14 protein-coding genes are annotated in these 17,310 nt (G+C 72.7%); 7 read left to right on the forward strand and 7 right to left on the reverse strand.

From position 1 onward, the window contains the following. Positions 1-114 precede the first annotated feature (114 nt). Entirely contained in the window at positions 115-855 is a 741-nt protein-coding gene (locus tag FLW16_RS27625; protein WP_142563070.1) for a polysaccharide deacetylase family protein, read from the forward strand. On the opposite strand, the gene FLW16_RS27630 is transcribed toward FLW16_RS27625, so the two are convergent. The 4 genes from FLW16_RS27630 to FLW16_RS27645 form a co-directional block, all read right to left on the reverse strand. Beyond that, positions 791-2,014, reverse strand: coding sequence for an acyltransferase (locus tag FLW16_RS27630; protein WP_260615639.1), 1,224 nt, complete (start codon positions 2,012-2,014; stop codon positions 791-793). The two genes, FLW16_RS27625 and FLW16_RS27630, sit on opposite strands and share 65 nt — an antisense overlap. Before the next feature lie 78 nt (positions 2,015-2,092). Then, positions 2,093-3,640: a glutamine-hydrolyzing GMP synthase gene (gene guaA / locus FLW16_RS27635; protein WP_142563071.1), complete on the reverse strand. Its 1,548-nt coding sequence runs from the start codon at positions 3,638-3,640 to the stop codon at positions 2,093-2,095. A 108-nt stretch (positions 3,641-3,748) separates the two neighbouring features. Continuing rightward, positions 3,749-4,606: a class I SAM-dependent methyltransferase gene (locus tag FLW16_RS27640; RefSeq protein WP_142563072.1), complete on the reverse strand. Its 858-nt coding sequence runs from the start codon at positions 4,604-4,606 to the stop codon at positions 3,749-3,751. Between the two features lie 39 nt (positions 4,607-4,645). Continuing rightward, on the reverse strand, positions 4,646-5,290 hold the full coding sequence (locus FLW16_RS27645) for a TetR/AcrR family transcriptional regulator (protein WP_142563073.1): 645 nt from the start codon (positions 5,288-5,290) through the stop codon (positions 4,646-4,648). A 101-nt stretch (positions 5,291-5,391) separates the two neighbouring features. Here FLW16_RS27645 and FLW16_RS27650 point away from each other — a divergent pair, with 101 nt between their 5' ends. Then, the gene (locus FLW16_RS27650) at positions 5,392-7,377 is read left to right on the forward strand and encodes an AAA family ATPase (protein ID WP_142563074.1); all 1,986 of its coding nucleotides are present in this window, start codon (positions 5,392-5,394) and stop codon (positions 7,375-7,377) included. Here the strand turns inward: FLW16_RS27650 and FLW16_RS27655 are convergent. After that, complete coding sequence (locus tag FLW16_RS27655; RefSeq protein WP_142563075.1) at positions 7,313-9,040, reverse strand: FAD-dependent oxidoreductase; 1,728 nt, start codon at positions 9,038-9,040, stop codon at positions 7,313-7,315. The genes FLW16_RS27650 and FLW16_RS27655 overlap by 65 nt on opposite strands. Before the next feature lie 16 nt (positions 9,041-9,056). Continuing rightward, entirely contained in the window at positions 9,057-10,613 is a 1,557-nt protein-coding gene (locus FLW16_RS27660) for a succinic semialdehyde dehydrogenase (protein ID WP_142563076.1), read from the reverse strand. Between the two features lie 108 nt (positions 10,614-10,721). On the opposite strand from FLW16_RS27660, the gene FLW16_RS27665 reads away from it, so the two are divergent. Further along, a complete protein-coding gene (locus tag FLW16_RS27665; protein ID WP_142563077.1) occupies positions 10,722-12,671 on the forward strand; it encodes a beta-propeller domain-containing protein in 1,950 nt (649 codons plus the stop codon). Here the strand turns inward: FLW16_RS27665 and FLW16_RS27670 are convergent. Further along, on the reverse strand, positions 12,664-14,424 hold the full coding sequence (locus FLW16_RS27670) for a glycerol-3-phosphate dehydrogenase/oxidase (RefSeq protein WP_142563078.1): 1,761 nt from the start codon (positions 14,422-14,424) through the stop codon (positions 12,664-12,666). The genes FLW16_RS27665 and FLW16_RS27670 overlap by 8 nt on opposite strands. A 187-nt stretch (positions 14,425-14,611) precedes the next feature. On the opposite strand from FLW16_RS27670, the gene FLW16_RS27675 reads away from it, so the two are divergent. The 4 genes from FLW16_RS27675 (at position 14,612) to nagA (ending at position 17,259) form a co-directional block, all read left to right on the forward strand. After that, entirely contained in the window at positions 14,612-15,061 is a 450-nt protein-coding gene (locus FLW16_RS27675; RefSeq protein ID WP_185949619.1) for a histidine kinase, read from the forward strand. Positions 15,062-15,220: 159 nt separating this feature from the next. Then, positions 15,221-15,502 (forward strand): response regulator, encoded by a 282-nt coding sequence (locus FLW16_RS27680; protein WP_142563080.1) that lies wholly within the window; start codon positions 15,221-15,223, stop codon positions 15,500-15,502. 9 nt (positions 15,503-15,511) lie between these two features. After that, positions 15,512-15,676: a LuxR C-terminal-related transcriptional regulator gene (locus FLW16_RS27685; RefSeq protein ID WP_142563081.1), complete on the forward strand. Its 165-nt coding sequence runs from the start codon at positions 15,512-15,514 to the stop codon at positions 15,674-15,676. A gap of 437 nt (positions 15,677-16,113) precedes the next feature. Continuing rightward, positions 16,114-17,259 carry an N-acetylglucosamine-6-phosphate deacetylase gene (gene nagA, locus FLW16_RS27690; protein WP_142563082.1) on the forward strand — a complete coding sequence of 382 codons (1,146 nt, stop codon included), beginning with the start codon at positions 16,114-16,116 and terminating at the stop codon, positions 17,257-17,259. Positions 17,260-17,310 lie beyond the last annotated feature (51 nt).

Here is a 17,310-nt window from a genome sequence, read left to right on the forward strand (position 1 = left end):
TCCCATCCCAGGTGGACGAAGGTTTCCGGTCAGTACGAAACCGGACTGAAGAGGAGGAAGTTACGCGGAGCACGTTACGATGCCGCGTTATAGATCCCCCCGAGGAGTTATCCCATGGCTGTACGTCGTCTGATCCCTCTGGCCGTCGCGTGCGCCCTCGCCGCGGCCGCCGCCACTCCTGCGCAGGCTCGCGGGACCGATGAACCGTACTGCGCGACCCACAAATGCATCGCCCTGACCTTCGACGACGGTCCGGGGCCATACCTGCAGACCCTGCTGAAGACCCTCGCCACCTACAAGGCGAAGGCGACGTTCTTCCTCATCGGCACCGAGGTGAAGAAGCACCCGAAGCTCACTCAGCAGATCGCCAAGTCGGGCCACGAGATCGGCAACCACTCGTGGGACGCCAGCTATCTGACCGAGCTGACGTACGCCCAGATCAACAAGAAGATCGGCGACACCCAGCGACTGATCAAGAAGACGACGGGGAAGACGCCGAAGCTCTTCCGCGCGCCCGGCGGGCTGCGCAACGGCGGCGTGGAGGAGATCACCGCCAAGTTCGGGCTCATCCAGGTGCCCGGCACGACCGCCACGAAGGACTACATCAAGGATTACCGGCATGTGGACCTTCTCACCACCCGGGCCCTGGATGTGGCCGGGGAGGGCGAGGTCGTGCTGATGCACGAGACCGTCAAGGAGACGGTGGAGTCGATGCCCGAGGTGCTCCAGACGCTGACCGCGGAGGGCTACAGCTTCGTGACGGTGTCCACCCTGCTCGAGGGCCAGGAGCTCACCCCGGGACAGGTATATCCCGACCGGTCGGGGACGATGGAGACGACGACCGCCGTCGAGTGATCCTGCGGCCCAGCGCCTGGGCCGGGGCCTCCACGAAGCGATAGGTCAGCCAGCTCAGCGTGAGCAGCGCCACGAGATAGCCCAGCGCGACGGCCGCCTGGCCGGTCGGCGTGAGCGACCGCAGGTCTCCGGCGAGGGCGTTCAGATACTTGAGCAGCGGGTGGTGCACCAGGTAGACCGAGTAGCTGATCAGGCCGAGCCAGGTCAGCACGCCGGGGACGCGCCGCCCGCGCAGCACCATGCCGAGCGCGAACGTCCCGCCGGCGAGGACGATGGTGGTGATCCACACGTCGGGCTGCACCCACCACCAGCCCGCCTGGATCGACCACACCGGCGCGGCGGCCACCAGGGCCGCCGCGGCCACGACCGGGCCGAGCCCGCCCGTGCCCCGCTCCCAGCGGTACAGGGCCGTCCCCGTGAACATCACCGCGAGGATGGCCGCGCCGAACCACGGCACGAAGCTGCCGAACACGAGCAGCACGAGCGCCATCAGGCCCAGCGCGTACGCCGCGACCGTGCGGAACCGGCCGGTGATCAGACAGGCCAGACCGGCGAGGAACAGCACGCAGGCGGCGACGGCGGGCCACGGCCCGGGCAGCAGCGGCGCCGACAGCACCAGTCCGGCGGCGACCGCCACGGCGCCGAAGGCGATCGCCAGCGTCCCGCTGCGCCGGTGCACCCCGCCCACGAACAGCGCGGTCACCAACAGGTAGAACACCATCTCGTACGACAGCGTCCACATCGGGTCGGCCAGGGCGCCGGTGTGGACGACGTCGAGCAGCATGCTCACGTGCGCGGCCACGGCCGACGCATGCCGGGGCACCTCCTGGCGCACCGGAACCCAGAACGCCATGACGAGCACGGCGGCGATCACCAGCAGGTAGAGCGGGTACAGCCGGAACACCCGGCTGACCCAGAACGCTCCGACGTCGCCCCTGTTCTCCAGGGACGCGGGGATGATGTACCCGCTGACCAGGAAGAAGACCAGCACGCCGTACATGCCGAGGCTGAACCAGTAGGGGCGCAGCGACGGCATGAGCCAGGGCAGCGCGTGCTCGGCGACCACCGCCATCGCGCCGATCCCCCGCAGGGCGTCGAGCCATGCGAGCCGGGTGACCTTCGCACCTGACCGATCGGTGACGGGGTGAGTGGCAATCACACCGCGCCACTCTATCCGGCACGGCCGGGATCAATCCGATTGATCCCCACTCATTGATCCCCGATCAGTGGTCCGCGGTCACTCCCACTCGATGGTGCCCGGCGGCTTGCTCGTCACGTCGAGGACCACCCGGTTGACCTCCCGGACCTCGTTGGTGATCCGGGTGGAGATGCGCGACAGCACGTCGTACGGCACCCGCGCCCAGTCGGCGGTCATGGCGTCCTCGGAGGTCACCGGCCGCAGGACGACGGGATGGCCGTAGGTGCGGCCGTCGCCCTGCACGCCGACCGAGCGGACGTCGGCGAGCAGCACGACCGGGCACTGCCAGATGTCGCGGTCGAGACCGGCGCGGGTGAGCTCCTCGCGGGCGATGGCGTCGGCCTCGCGCAGCAGGTCGAGGCGCTCGCGGGTGACCTCGCCGATGATCCGGATGCCGAGGCCGGGCCCGGGGAACGGCTGGCGCCAGACCATCGCCGCGGGCAGGCCCAGCTCCTCGCCGGCCCGCCGCACCTCGTCCTTGAACAGCGTGCGCAGCGGCTCGACCAGTTCGAACTTGAGGTCCTCGGGCAGCCCGCCCACGTTGTGGTGCGACTTGATGTTCGCGGTGCCGGTGCCGCCGCCGGACTCGACCACGTCCGGGTAGAGCGTGCCCTGCACGAGGAAGTCCACCGGCCCGTCCGCGAGGATCGCGCGCTGCTCGTCCTCGAAGACCCGGATGAACTCCCGGCCGATGATCTTGCGCTTCTCCTCCGGGTCGGTGACGCCCGACAGCGCCTTGAGGAAGCGCTCCGAGGCGTCCACGACGCGCAGCTTGACGCCGGTCACCTCGACGAAGTCGCGCTCGACCTGCTCGGCCTCGCCCTTGCGCAGCAGCCCGTGGTCGACGAAGACGCAGGTCAGCCGGTCGCCGATGGCCCGCTGGACGATCGCGGCGGCGACGGCGGAGTCGACGCCGCCCGACAGCGCGCAGATCGCCCGGCCGTCGCCCACCTGGGCGCGCACGGCCTCCACGGCGTCCTCGACGATGTTGAGCATGGTCCACGAGGGGCGGCACCCGGCCGCCTCGAGGAAGTGCTTGAGCACCTGCTGCCCGTGCTCGGAGTGGAGCACCTCGGGGTGGAACTGCACGCCGTACAGGCCGCGCGAGGGGTCCTCCATCGCGGCGACCGGGGTGGCGTCGGTGGCGGCGGTGACGGCGAACCCGGCGGGGGCGCCGACCACGGAGTCGCCGTGGGACATCCAGACGGTCTGCGCGACGGGCAGGCCGGCGAACAGCAGGCCCTCCTGGAGGACCTTGAGCGCGGTCCCGCCGAACTCGGCGGAGTCGGTCCTGGCGACCTCGCCCCCGAGCGCCCGGGCCATGGCCTGGAAGCCGTAGCAGATGCCGAAGGTCGGCACGCCGGTCTCAAACAGGCCGTCGGGCACCGGCGGGGCGCCCTCGGCGTACACCGACGAAGGGCCGCCGGACAGGATGATCGCCTTGGGCTTCCTGGCCAGCATCTCCGACACCGGCATCGACGACGGGACGATCTCGGAGTAGACGTTGCACTCACGCACCCGTCGTGCGATCAGCTGCGCGTATTGCGCGCCGAAGTCAACGACGAGGACCGTGTCGAACTCAGACACTGGAAAGGACCCCCATGAAGGCAGCGAGGCGGTAACGCCAGTCTATCGGCGCGGTGACGCTGCCCGCCCGGGCGTGCCTGCGCCGACCCGGCGCGGGGACCGGCCCCGTCAGGCCCTCCGGCGGGCGTGGGTGATCACCGAGATCCCGCTGGCGGCCAGGGCGTCCGCACGCTCCCGGAGGGCGGGGCCCGCGGCGTCGCACTCCGGCACCTGCTCGACCACCTCGTAGCCGTGCTCCTCCAGCAGGCCCGCCGCCTCTCGCGGGCTCAGGAAGGTCAGCCAGGGCTCACCGTCGTCCGCCACCAGCGGCATCAGGGTCTCGGCGTACGCCTTGGCGCGCGGGCCGCGCAGGGCCTCGGGCAGCAGGTGGTCCACGACGATCTCGCTGCCGGGGGCGAGGCGGCCGAGCCCGGCCAGCGTACGCGCGACGGCCTCGCGAGTGAGATAGACGGTCACGCCGAGCCAGCTCGCGAACGCCGGCCGGGCGAGGTCGAAGCCGTGCGCGACGAGCCGGTCGACGGGGCACTCCCCGGCCTCGATGTCCGCGGGGACGTACGTGAGGCGGGGCGGCGCCGGGAGACCCGCGCGTGCCGACGCCTCCCGCTTCCAGCGCTGGGTGCCCGGGTGGTCCACCTCGAAGACCTCCACGGAACCCGAGGCCGACCTGCAGGCGTAGGTGTCCAGCCCCGCGCCGAGGATCACGTACTGGCGGACGCCACGCCGTACGGCGCCGGCCAGGCGGTCCTCGGTGTAGCGGCCTCGGGTGACCACGGCCGCACGCAGCCCGGCGACGACGGGGTGGTCCGCCATCTCGCGGTGCGGGCGCACGTAGCGCTCGGCGCGCTCGCCCAGCAGGGCGTACGCGAACGGGTCGCGGAAGACGACCGGCTCCCCGTCGACGATCAGGTGGGCGGCGCGCGCCGCCGCCGTGTGGAGCGCGGTCCTGCTGGGCCCCTCGGTCTGCACGCGTTGAGCGTAGACCGCCTCAGCGATCTCGGCGATGGGTCACAGGCCGTGCGCCCGAGCGCCGTGCCGTAGCAGTTCGAAGGCGGTGCCGGCGGCGGCGACGGCCTCGCCGTACACCTCGCCGGCCGTCCGGCCGGACGCCAGCGCCGCATAGTTGTCCCTGGCCAGGATCTGCCGGACGGCGACGTACTGCGCGGCCACCAGGCGCGACGTCAGGCGCGGCGCGGGACCTGCGTCGGGACCCGCCGCCTCGTTCAACGCCTGCGCCAGCGCCTCCGTGTCCGCCACGGCGTACTCGGCCACGCGGGACGCCAGGCTGGGGGTGTCGAACACGAGGCGGTGGTAGGCCATGACCGCCGGGTGGTCGCACAGGCCGGTGGTCGGCTCGCGGGCGTCCAGTCCGGCCATGAAGGCGTCGTGCAGCGCGTCCAGCGGGGTCCGCCCCGCCGGGCGGGCGCGCACCACGGCCGCCGCCTCTCCCCTGTGGTCGGCGATCCGATGCAGGACCAGATCCTCTTTGGAGGGGAAGTACCGGAACAACGTGGGCTTGGAGACCTCCGCCGCGGCGGCGATCTCGGCCACGCCCACCCGGTCGAAGCCGTGTTCCAGGAACATCGCGATCGCGACCTCGGAGATGGCCTGGCGGGTCCGCTCCTTCTTCCGCGTCCGCAGCCCCTCGACCATGCGCACAGGCTAGCAGCATCGCCGAGAAAACTTAACCGAGTTGCATTTTTAACCGAGTTGCTGTTCCATGCCCCTACGAAACCGGGGGAAGGAGACGGCGGATGACCCCGCTGGAGGAGGAGCAGGCGTACGTCGAACGCTGCAGGGAGGGCCTGCGCCGGATGCTGGACGGCGCCCGGCACAACGTGGTCGTCGGGGAGACCGTGGCGGGCGACCGCTACAGCGCCGAGCGGCTGGGCCGTCATCTCAAGAGCCTGGCGAAGGAGCTGAGCGAGGACGACGGAGGGCCGCCGTTCTTCGGGCGCCTCGACTGCGGCCCCGAGGCCGGCGAGCACGCCGGGCGGCGCTACCACATCGGCCGCCGCCACGTCTCGGCCGACGGCGGCACCCAACCTCTGGTGATCGACTGGAGGGCGCCGGTCTCGCGGAGGTTCTACCAGGCGTCGGCCCGGGATCCCCGGGGCGTGGCCGTACGGCGGCGCTTCGGCTGGGCCGGCGGCGAGCTGACCGGCTTCGAGGACGAGCGCCTCGACCTCGGCGTGGATCTGGGCGGCGCCGGGCGGATCCTGACGGCCGAGATCGAACGCCCCCGGGTCGGGCCGATGCGCGACATCGTCGCCACCATCCAGCCGGAGCAGGACGACCTGGTCCGCGCCGGCCTGGAGGAGTCCCTGTGCGTCCAGGGCGCGCCCGGCACCGGCAAGACCGCCGTCGGCCTGCATCGCGCCGCCTACCTGCTCTACGCCCACCGCAAGCGGCTGTCGCGTGGCGGTGTGCTCGTGCTCGGCCCGAACCGGGCCTTCCTCGGCTACATCTCGGCGGTGCTGCCGGCCCTGGGCGAGGTCGACGTCGAGCAGACCACGCTGGACGCGCTCCTCTCCCGGGTCCCGGTCAAGGGGATCGACGGCCCGGACGCCGCCGTGGTCAAGCACGACGTGCGCATGGCCGAGGTGCTGCGCAGGGCGCTCCACCGGCGCGTCCGCGAGCCCGCGGAGCCGCTCGCCGTCGCCGACGGCTCCTCCCGCTGGCGGGTCTCGCAGGACGAACTGCGCCACGTGGTCGAGGAGACCCGGCGCGAGGCGATGCCGTACGGCGTGGGCCGCGAGCGCGTCATCGCCCGCGTGGCGTCGCTCGTGCGGAGCCGGGCGGAGGCCCGCGGCCGGACGATCGACACGGCGTGGACGCGCAGGACCACCCGGGCCGTCGCCTCCGCCGTGGACGCCTTCTGGCCGGCCGTACGCCCCGAGGAGGTGCTGTTCGAGGTGCTCCGCGACCCCTCGGAGGCCGCCGAGGGCGTGCTCACGGCGGCCGAGCGGGCGGCGATCGCCTGGGCGAGACCGCCGCGCACCTACCGGAGCGCCGCCTGGACGGCCGCCGACCTGATCCTGCTCGACGAGCTCGCCGGCCTGGTCGAGCGCCCGCGGGGATACGGCCACGTGATCGTCGACGAGGCGCAGGACCTGTCGCCGATGCAGTGCAGGGCCGTCGCCCGGCGCAGCGAGCACGGCTCGCTCACCGTGCTCGGCGACCTGGCGCAGGGCACGACCCCGTGGGCGGCCCGCGACTGGGGCGAGCAGATGGCCCACCTGGGCAAGCCGGACGCCGAGGTCATGGCGCTCACCACCGGCTTCCGCACGCCCGCCGCCGTCGTCGAGCTCGCCAACCGCCTGCTGGCCGAACTCCCGGTGGAGGTGCCGCTCTCCCGGTCCTTCCGGCGCGACGGCCGGCTGCGCGTGCTGCGCGGGGACGACCGGGCGGTCGTGACGGCGGTGCGCGAGGCGCTCGGCCACGAGGGCTCGATCGGCGTCATCGCCGCCGACGCGTCGGCCGGCCGCCTGCGCGCCGCGCTCGCGGACGCCGGGCTGGCCGTCGCCGACGGCCCCACGCCCGACCCGTCCGTGCGGATCTCCGTGGTGCCCGCCACCCTGTGCAAGGGCCTGGAGTACGACCACGTCGTGCTGGCCGAGCCCGCCGAGATCGTCGCGGCCGAGGAGCGCGGGCTGGGCAGGCTCTACGTGGCGCTCACCCGCGCGGTGTCCCGTCTCGACGTGGTGCACCGCCGTCCGCTGCCGTCCCCCCTGACGTGATGCCCACGATCGGCAGGCGCAGCGCGCCCGGCGCCGACATGGGGACCACCGGCCGCACGGGCGCGACCGGCCCGAGCCGCACGTACGCGGAGCCGAGGGCGGGGCGCGGGTCCGGCTCGCCCTTGTTCGGCCACAGCGCCATCGCGCGCTCGGCCTGGGCGGTGATCGTGAGCGAGGGGTTCACGCCGAGGTTGGCCGACACGGCCGAGCCGTCCACGATGTGCAGACCCTCGTATCCGTAGACCCGGTGGTAGGGGTCGATCACCCCGGTCTCGGCCGAGTCGCCGATCGCGCAGCCGCCGAGGAAGTGCGCCGTCGCCGGGATGTCGAACAGGTCGAGCCAGGAGCCGCCGGGAAGGCCGCCGATCTCCTCGGCCGCCAGGCGGACGGCCTCGTGCCCGGCGGGGATCCAGGTGGGGTTCGGCTCGCCGTGGCCCGGGCCCGCCCGCAGCTTCCCGCCCTTCAGCGAGAGCGTGATCGAGTTGTCCTTGGCCTGCATGACGAGGGCGATGACCGTGCGCTCCGACCACCTGCGGTGGTTGAACAGCCGGGGCAGCAGATGGGGCCGCCGCAGGGCCGCACCGACGAACTTCAGCCAGCGCGGCACCCGCCCGCCCCCGTCCACGAGCAGCGTGCGCAGCAGGCCCATGGCGTTGGAGCCGTCGCCGTACCGGACCGGCTCGATGTGCGTCTCGGCGTCCGGATGGATCGAGGACGTGATCGCCACGCCGCGGTTGAGCTTGGCGCCCTTCGTGGTGAGGCGTTCGAAGCCGAGCAGGGCCTCGGAGTTCGTCCTGGTCAGCGCGCCGAGCCGGGGCGAGATCCGGGGCAGTGTGGACGCCCTGAGCCGGTGGAGCAGGTGCTGCGTGCCGTACGTCCCGGCGGCGAAGACCACCTGCCCGGCGGTCAGCGTGCGGGTGGGGCCGAACGGCCCTGTGCGCCTCACCGTGATCTCGTAGCCGCCCTCGATGGGCCGCACGCCGGTCACGGTGGTCTCCGGGTGGACCTTCGCCCCGGCCTTCTCGGCCAGGTAGAGGTAGTTCTTGATCAGCATGTTCTTGGCGCCGTGGCGGCAGCCGGTCATGCACTCCCCGCACTCGGTGCAGCCGCGGCGGCGCGGCCCCACTCCGCCGAAGTAGGGGTCGTCCACCCCGACGCCGGGCTCGCCGAAGAACACCCCGACAGGGGCGAGACGGAACGTGTGGCCGACGCCCATCCGCTCGGCGACCTTCTTCATCACCTCGTCGGCGGCGGTGACCGTGGGGTTGTCCACCACGCCCAGCATCCGCCTTGCCTGGTCGTAGTAGGGCGCGAGCTCGGCCTTCCAGTCGGTGATGTGCGCCCACTGGGGATCGCGGAAGAACGGGTCGAGCGGCTCGTAGAGGGTGTTGGCGTAGACGAGCGAGCCGCCGCCCACCCCCGCGCCCGCCAGCACCATCACGCCGTTGGAGCCGCGCAGGACGTGGATGCGCTGGATGCCCTTCAGGCCGAGCGCGGGCGCGAACAGGAAGTCCCCGGCCCGCCAGGAGGTCTTCGGCAGGGTCTTCTCGTCGAACCGCCGGCCGGCCTCCAGGACGCCGACCGAATAGCCCTTCTCGGTGAGCCGCAGCGCGGTCACGCTCCCGCCGAACCCCGACCCGATCACCGCGACGTCGTAGTCCAACGCCCCGCCTTCCTTCTTACTTGAGGTGCAGCCGCTTCATCGTCTTGAGCAGCCCCGCGAGCGTGTCGGCGTACTTGTCGTAGGTCATGCCGAGGATCGGCTCGAAGCCCAGCCAGGTCGCCTGGCTGGCCACCGTCTGGACCTCCGTGTACTTCAGCAGGCCCTCGGTGCCGTGGCGGCGGCCGAGCCCGGACGACTTCATCCCGCCCATCGGCGCGTCGTAGGAGGCGTACGCCGAGCCGTACCCCTCGTTGATGTTGACGGTGCCCGCCTTGATCAGGGTGGCGAGGCGGCGGCCCCGCGCGACGTCCCTGGTCCAGATGGAGGCGTTCAGCCCGTACGCGGTGTCGTTGGCCGCGTGCACCGCCTCGTCCTCGTTCCTGAAGCGGTAGAGCGACACGACCGGCCCGAACGTCTCGTCCCTGCAGACGGCCATGTCCTCGCCGACGCCGTCGAGGACGGTCGGCTCGTAGAAGAACGGGCCGAGGTCGGGGCGCGGCCTGCCGCCCGTCAGCACCGTGGCGCCCTTGGCCACGGCGTCCTCGACGTGCGCCGACACCCCGTCGAGCTGCCTCTGGGACGTGAGCGAGCCCATCTGCACGTCCCAGTCGAGGCCGGGGCCGATCCTCATGTTCTCCACCGCCCGGACGAACTTGTCACGGAAGGCGTCGGCGATCGCCTCGTGCACGTAGAGGCGCTCGATCGAGATGCACAGCTGGCCCGCGTTGGTGAAGCAGGCCCGGATCGCGCCCTGGGCGGCCACGTCGAGGTCGGCGTCGTCGAGCACGATCATCGGGTTCTTGCCGCCGAGCTCGAGGGAGCAGCCGATGAGCCGCTTGGCCGCCTCCTCGGCGATCCTGCGCCCGCCGCGCGTCGAGCCGGTGAACGCCACGTAGTCGGCACCGTCGATCAGCGGGTCGCCGACGTCCTCCGGATCGCCGAGCACGACCTGCCAGATGTCGCGCGGCATGCCCAGCTCGGCCAGCAGGTCGATCGTCCACAGCGTGGACAGCGGGGTCTGGGTGTCGGGCTTGTGCACGACCGCGTTGCCCGCGATCAGCGCGGGGACCACGTCGGTGACGCCGAGGGCCAGCGGGTAGTTCCATGGGCTGATCACCGCGACGACGCCCTTGGGGTGGCGCAGCTCGGCCGTGCGGGTGGCGATCGGGAAGATGCCCTGCCTGCGCTGCGGCTCCAGCAGTCCGGGCGCCCGCCGCGCGTAGTAGAGCGTGCAGCCCGCCACGTCCGCCACTTCCTCGTACGCGTGGCGCCGCGCCTTGCCGGTCTCCCACTGCACGATGTCGAGTAGCTCCCGGCGACGGTCGAGCATCGCGTCGTGGAGCCGCAGGAAGGGCCTGATCCGCTCCCGGACCGGCAGCGCCGCCCAGGCCTCCTGTGCCGCCCTCGCCCTGGCGTACGCCGCGCGGACGTCCTCGGGGGTGGAGATCGGGACCTCGGCCAGGACCTCGCCGGTGAACGGCGTGACGATCTCCCTCGTCTTGCCCTCGGAGGAGACGTGCGTGAGGATCCGGTCGACCATGGCCGCGTCGAGCGTCCGATTCATGGCACCCATGGCGGAAGAATATTCCGGACCCCCGCTCGTGGCTACCGGTAAGTAATGCCGGAGCTCCAATCGGCCGTGGCCGTCGAACCGGGACGGGAGGTGATCCGTCTTGGGGGCATGAGGACATCGATTCGTACGGCGGGCATTCTCGCCGCGCTGCTGGCCACGGGAGCCACGGGCTGCGCGGGGGGCCGTACGACACAGGACTTCCCGCCCCCTCCCACGGACCTGACCGGCAAGGTACGGCTCGTCGCGTACTCCGGCTGCGACGAGATGACGGAGGGGCTGCGGCAGGCGGCCGCGCGGAACGTGACCCCCTGGGGCTTCGGGGACGCCATGCTCTACGCGGTCACCGACGCCGCCGCGGCCAAGCGGGCGACGCCCGAGCAGCAGTCGTACTCGACCACGAACACGCACGAGGCGGGCGTGGACGAGCCCGACCTGGTCAAGACCGACGGCGACCGGGTGATCACGGTCACCAGGGGCGTGCTGCGCGTCGTGGACGCGAGGACCCGGAAGGTCACCGGGACGCTGCGGCTCGTCGCCGAGGACCAGTCGTGGGCCCAGGCCGACCTGCTGGTCCAGGGCGACCGCGCGCTCGTGCTGTTCCAGGGCGGCGGGATCGTCCCGTTCGGGGCGACGGCCAAGACCCGGGTCGGCCCCGGCGGCCCGAGGTATGTGCTCGTGGACCTGTCCGGCGAGCCGCGCGTCCTCGGCGCGATGACCGTGCACGGGCAGCACGTCGACGCCCGGCAGGTCGGCTCCACGGTGCGGCTCGTCGTCCGGTCGCAGCCGGAGATCGCCTTCCCGACGCCGAAGCAGGACGAATCGGAGAAGGAACTGCTCGAAGGCAACCGGAAGGCCGTGCTGTCCGCCCCCGCCGACGCGTGGCTGCCGTCGTACGACGTCGAGTCCGGCGGCGCGAGCCGCACCGAGCGGGTCGGCTGCGACCAGGTCAGCCACCCCGACCGGTTCACCGGCACCTCGATGCTGACCATCCACACGATCGACCTGGCCGCCGCCACGCCGTTCGGCTCGCTCACGCCGATCGCGGTCGCGGCCGACGGCGACACCGTGTACGGAACGGCGGGCAGCCTCTACGTCACCAGCAATCCCCGCTGGTGGTCGGCCCGCCCGATCGACGTGGTGCCGCTGCCCGACTCGTCGGCCGCCGCGCCCACGGCCACCCCGGCGGCGCCGCCCGAGCGCACGGAGGTGCACCGCTTCGACGTCTCCGCCCCCGGCGCCCCGCGCTACGTCACGTCGGGCTCCGTGCCGGGACGGCTGCTGAACCAGTACTCCCTGTCGGAGTACGACGGTCACCTGCGGGTGGCGACGACCAGCGGCGCCGAGGTGTTCGACGCGAGCCGGGGCACGAGCGAGAGCGGCGTGTACGTGCTGGACGCCGGCACGCTCGCCCAGACGGGCTCGGTGACGGGCCTCGGCAAGGGCGAGCGGATCTACTCGGTGCGGTTCATGGACGGCCTCGGTTACGTGGTGACGTTCCGCCAGACCGACCCCCTGTACACGCTGGACCTGCGGGACCCGGCCGCGCCGAAGGTCACCGGCGAGCTGAAGATCACCGGTTTCTCCGCCTACCTCCACCCGGCGGGCGAGGGGCGGCTCATCGGCATCGGCCAGGAGGCGAGCGAGAAGGGCCGGGTGCTCGGCACGCAGATCTCGCTGTTCGACGTCTCCGACCCGGCCGCGCCCGCGGTGCTGTCGCGGTTCCACCAGAAGGAGTCCGGCTCGGAGGCCGAGTGGGACCCGCACGCCTTCCTCTACTGGCCCGCCACCGGGCTGGCCGTGCTCCCGCTCCAGAACTGGGCCGAGGGCGGGATCGCGGGCAGCGCGGCCCTCGCGCTGCGCGTCGGCGACCGCGAGATCACCAAGCTGGGCGTCGTGACCCACCCGCGGCCGCCCGCGAAGAGCGACTTCGCCCCGGCCGACCAGGGCATCCGCCGTTCCCTCGTCATCGGCGACGACCTGTGGACCGTGTCCGACACCGGCCTCAAGGTCAGCGACGCCGCCACGCTGGCCGACCGGGCGTGGATCCCCTTCAGCTGATGTCCCCCGGCGCCTTCGCGAGGTCACGCGGGGGCGCGACGGGGACGATCTCCGGCGCGCCGAGGCGGATCGCGTCGGCCTCCTGGTCGGTGTCCTGCTCCTGGGAGGCCCGCTCCGCCTCGACCCGCTTGGTGTAGTACTCGACCTCACGCTTGACCTGGTCGGCGTCCCAGCCGAGCGGGCCGGCCATGAGCTCGGCGGCCTCCTGGGCGACCGCGGTCCCCCGGTGGAAGGTCTCGATCGAGATGCGCGTGCGCCGCGTCAGCGCGTCGTTGAGGTGCCGGGCGCCCTCGTGCGTCGCCGCGTACACGATCTCCGCGCGCAGGTGGTCGTCCGCGCCGTCGAGGGGCCGGCCGAGCGAGGGGTCGCGCTCGATGATCGCGAGCACCTCGTCGATCAGCGAGCCGTACCGCTCCAGCAGGTGCTCGATCCTCGCCACGTGCAGCCCGGAGGAGCGCGCCATGCGGTGGCGGGAGTTCCACAGGGCCTGGTAGCCCTCCGCGCCGGCGAGCGGCACCTGGTCGGTGCAGGACGGCGGCACGCGCTGGTCGAGGCCGTGCGCGACCGCGTCGACGGCGTCGGCCGCCATGACCCGATACGTCGTGAACTTCCCGCCGGCCACCATGACCAGCCCCGGCACGGGGTGGGTGACGACGTGCTCGCGCGAGAGCTTGGAGGTCTCCTCGGACTCCCCGGCCAGCAGCGGCCGCAGGCCGGCGTACACGCCCTCGACGTCGTCCCTGGTCAACGGCACCGAGAGCACCGAGTTGACCCGGTCGAGCAGGTAGTCGATGTCCGCCCGCGAGGCCGCGGGGTGGGCCTTGTCGAGGTTCCAGCGGGTGTCGGTGGTCCCGATGATCCAGTGCCGGCCCCACGGGATGACGAACAGCACCGACTTCTCGGTGCGCATGATGAGCCCGCTGAGCGAGTGGATGCGGTCGCGCGGCACCACCAGGTGGATGCCCTTGGACGCCCGCACGTGGATCTGACCCCGGCCGCCGACGAGCTGCTGGATGTCGTCGGTCCACACGCCGGTCGCGTTGACGACCTGGCGGGCCCGCACGTCCAGCTCGGCGCCGGTCTCCAGGTCGCACACGCGCACCCCGGTGACCCGCTCCCCCTCGCGCAGGAAGCCGACCGCCTGCACCCGGGAGGCGACGTGCGCGCCGTACGTCGCGGCGGTGCGCAGCGTGGTCATCACGAAGCGGGCGTCGTCGACCTGGGCGTCCCAGTACTGCACGGCGCCGGTGAAGGCCGACCTGCGCAACGAGGGGACGACCCGCAGCGTCTGGCGGCGGGTGAGGTGGCGGTGCCCCGGCACGCCACGCGTGAGGCCGAAGGACAGCCCGAGCGTGTCGTAGAGCGCGAGCCCCGCCCCGATGTACGGCCGCTCCCAGCCCGTGTGCGTCAGCGGGTACAGGAACGGCACCGGCCTGACCAGGTGCGGCGCGATCCGCTTGAGCAGCAGCGACCGCTCCCGCAGGGCCTCCCTGACGAGGTCGAAGTTGAGCTGCTCCAGATAACGCAGCCCGCCGTGGATCAGCTTCGACGACCGGGACGACGTGCCGGAGGCGAAGTCGCGCGCCTCGACCAGGCCCACCGAGAGCCCGCGGGTCGCGGCGTCGAGCGCGACGCCGGCGCCGACCACGCCGCCGCCGATCACGACCACGTCGAGTTCCTGCGCCTCCATCCGCGCCAGGGCGGCGGTACGTTCTGCCGGGCCGAGCCTCGCCGTCCCCATCCTCGCCGTCATATGGCTCCTTCTGTACCGCTTTCGCCTCGTCCGAGTAAATCTACCCGTGAGTAGTTACCCGCGAATCCATCTTTTCCGTCGCCTTTCCCAAGGATCTCCGTAATAGTCGGTGAACCCTTCGGCGCGGCCCCCTCGCCGTCCCCGTCGGCGAGGCGAACACGGTGCGCACCCGCGCCGGGACGTGACGTTGAGCGGCATCCACCAGGTCATCGAGTTCGCCATCACCCGCTGGGAGACCCAGAAGGCGTCCGAGCGGCTGGCCGGCGAGCGCGAGCGCCGCAGGCTGTCCCGGGACCTGCACGATCTGGTCGGCCGCGGCCTGGTCGCCCTCATCATGCGGGCCGAGGTCGCGGCGCAGCACGACCCCGAGACCTCGACGGGCGAGGAGCTGCGCCGCATCGCGGCGCTGGCGCGCACCGCTCTGAACAACACCCTGGCGGTGGTCGAGGAGATGCGCTTCCCGGACATCGTGACGGAGCTGGAGGAGGCCAGGGAGTTGCTGGGCTGGGCGGGGATCGACCTCGCCGTCTTCGGCCGTCCGGTGAGGGCGCACCAGAGGGCGCCGTTCGCCTGGCTCCTGCGCGAGGCCCCGTCACCAACGTCACCAAGCACAGCGGCGCCAGGACGTGCCGGGTGATCTTCGGCCCCGGCCGGCTGACGGTCGAGGACGACGGACGGCCGAAGGAGCCCCTGGTGCCGGGCGCGGGCCTCACCGGACTGCGGGAACGGCTGGAGCAGGCCGGTGCGGAACTGGTCGTCTCGCGGTCCAGGGAAGGCGGCGTACGCGTGACAGCGGGTGGTCGGCGCGGCGCGCGGGGTCGAGGAGGCGGTGGCGCTGGCCGCAGAGACGCGCCCGCACATCGCGCTTGTCGACCTGCACCTGCCGTCGGACGGCGCGGCCGTCCAGGAGGACGCCCCGAACGGCGTGGAGGTGGTCGCGGGGCTGCGCAGACGCTCTCCCGCCACCAGGTGCCTGATCCTCTCGGCGTTCCGTCAGCCGGGCGCCCTGCGTGCCGCGCTCGCCGCGAGCGCCTGCGCCCGCATCGCCCTGGCCAAACCGTGCCCGCTCACTCCGTAGGAGGTCGCGGTGCTCCGCCACGCCCAGGACGTCCTCACGGTCGCCGACATCGCGAGGGTCATGCGCCTCAGCACCGGCACCGTGCGGAACCACATCACCCGGGCCATCCACAAGACCGGCGCGCGCAACCGCCACGAGGCCGTACGCATCGCCGCCGCCAACGACTGGCTCTGAGTCAGCCGGCGGGCTGAGGGCCCCGGGGCGCAGCCGGGCCAGGGCCACCACGAGCGCCAGCGCGGTCCAGCAGGCCAGCACCACCGCTGGCGCCGCAGGCATGCCGCTGCCCACCGGGCAGATACCATGCTCAGGACCGCCCGCCTGCTCTCACCTGCTTATTCGGGACTTCGCCCCAGCCGACGGGGCAGGTGCCATCCAGGTGGTGTCCAGCACGCCGACGGTCACGAGGATGGCCGTGAGTCATTGCGGCCTGCACGCGGGTCGGGCCCGGCTTCCTCGTCGCGGCCTTCATCCCTCTGCTCCGGCACGAGACGTCCCTCGTGCCCGCGCACGTACGCGCCCTTCTCGCGCCCGCTCCGGCCGGTCGCTGACCGCCGGTCCCGCCCCGCAGACCCGGGGCGGCGGGCACGCGCGGGACGCGGGAGGATGGCGGCATGAGCGTGACTCTCTCCGATGCCCGCATCGTCACTCCCGACGGCGTCCACGACGGCTGGCTCACCATCGAGGACGGCAGGATCACCCACATCGGGCGCGGGCAGGCTCCGCGCGACGGGCTCGGCCTGGGTGGGCGCGCCGTCGTCCCCGGCTTCGTCGACATCCACAGCCACGGCGGCGCCGGCGGCAGCTTCCCCGACGGCGACCCGGAGACCGCCGCCGCGGTCGCGGCCCTTCATCTGAACCGGGGCTCGACCACGCTCATGGCCAGCCTGGTCACCGCCGCGCCCGACACGCTCGCGCGGGCCGCCTCCGCGCTCGCCGACCTGTGCGAGCAGGGCCTGCTCGCCGGCATCCACTTCGAGGGGCCGTACATCGCCAGGTCGCGTTGCGGCGCGCACGAGCCCACACTGCTGCGCGAGCCCGACGTGGCGGAGTTCCGGGCGCTGGTGAAGGCCGGGCGTGGCCACGTCCGGATGCTGACGATCGCGCCCGAGCTGCCGAACGCGCTCGACGTGATCAGGGAGGCCGCCGCCGAGGGCGTCGTCGCCGCGCTCGGCCACAGCGACGCGACCTACGAGCAGACGATCGAGGGGATCGACGCCGGGGCGACGGTGGCCACCCACCTCTACAACGCGATGCCGCCGCTCGGCCACCGCGCGCCCGGACCGATCGCCGCCCTGCTCCAGGACGAGCGGGTGACCGTCGAGCTGATCAACGACGGCGTCCACGTGCACCCGGCGATGCTGCGCCTGGCCATGCACGCCGCGGGCGCGGGCCGTACGGCGCTGATCACCGACGCGATGGCGGCGGCGGGCATGGGCGACGGGCGCTACCCGCTCGGCCCGATGACCGTCGACGTCGTGGACGGGGTGGCCCGGCTCGCCTCCGACACCCCCGGAGGCGGCTCGATCGCCGGCAGCACGCTCACGATGGACGTGGCCTTCCGCCGCACCGTGCGGGAGGTCGGGCGCTCACTGGTGGACGCCGCGCTGATGGCCTCGCTCACCCCCGCCCGCGTGCTCGGACTGGACGGCGAGATCGGCTCGATCACGGTCGGCAAGCACGCCGATCTCGTGGTGCTCGACGACGACCTGCGCGTCGGCGGCGTGATGAAGCGCGGCGCCTGGGTCCGCCGGCCCTGACCGATCCCCGGAAAGCCGAAGGCCGGGCCCGGCGGGCCCGGCCTTCCCTGG

This window comes from Microbispora sp. KK1-11, from assembly GCF_006874435.1.
Taxonomy (GTDB): Bacteria; Actinomycetota; Actinomycetes; order Streptosporangiales; family Streptosporangiaceae; genus Microbispora; species Microbispora catharanthi.

What these genes read in the sequence shown, in the direction of transcription:
- FLW16_RS27645 (WP_142563073.1), bottom strand. Translation starts at nt 5,290, where the DNA reads ATGGTCGAGGGGCTGCGGACGCGGAAGAAGGAGCGGACCCGCCAGGCC.
- FLW16_RS27650 (WP_142563074.1), top strand. Translation starts at nt 5,392, where the DNA reads ATGACCCCGCTGGAGGAGGAGCAGGCGTACGTCGAACGCTGCAGGGAG.
- FLW16_RS27660 (WP_142563076.1), bottom strand. Translation starts at nt 10,613, where the DNA reads ATGGGTGCCATGAATCGGACGCTCGACGCGGCCATGGTCGACCGGATC.
- nagA (WP_142563082.1), top strand. Translation starts at nt 16,114, where the DNA reads ATGAGCGTGACTCTCTCCGATGCCCGCATCGTCACTCCCGACGGCGTC.
- FLW16_RS27665 (WP_142563077.1), top strand. Translation starts at nt 10,722, where the DNA reads ATGAGGACATCGATTCGTACGGCGGGCATTCTCGCCGCGCTGCTGGCC.
- FLW16_RS27670 (WP_142563078.1), bottom strand. Translation starts at nt 14,424, where the DNA reads ATGACGGCGAGGATGGGGACGGCGAGGCTCGGCCCGGCAGAACGTACC.
- FLW16_RS27625 (WP_142563070.1), top strand. Translation starts at nt 115, where the DNA reads ATGGCTGTACGTCGTCTGATCCCTCTGGCCGTCGCGTGCGCCCTCGCC.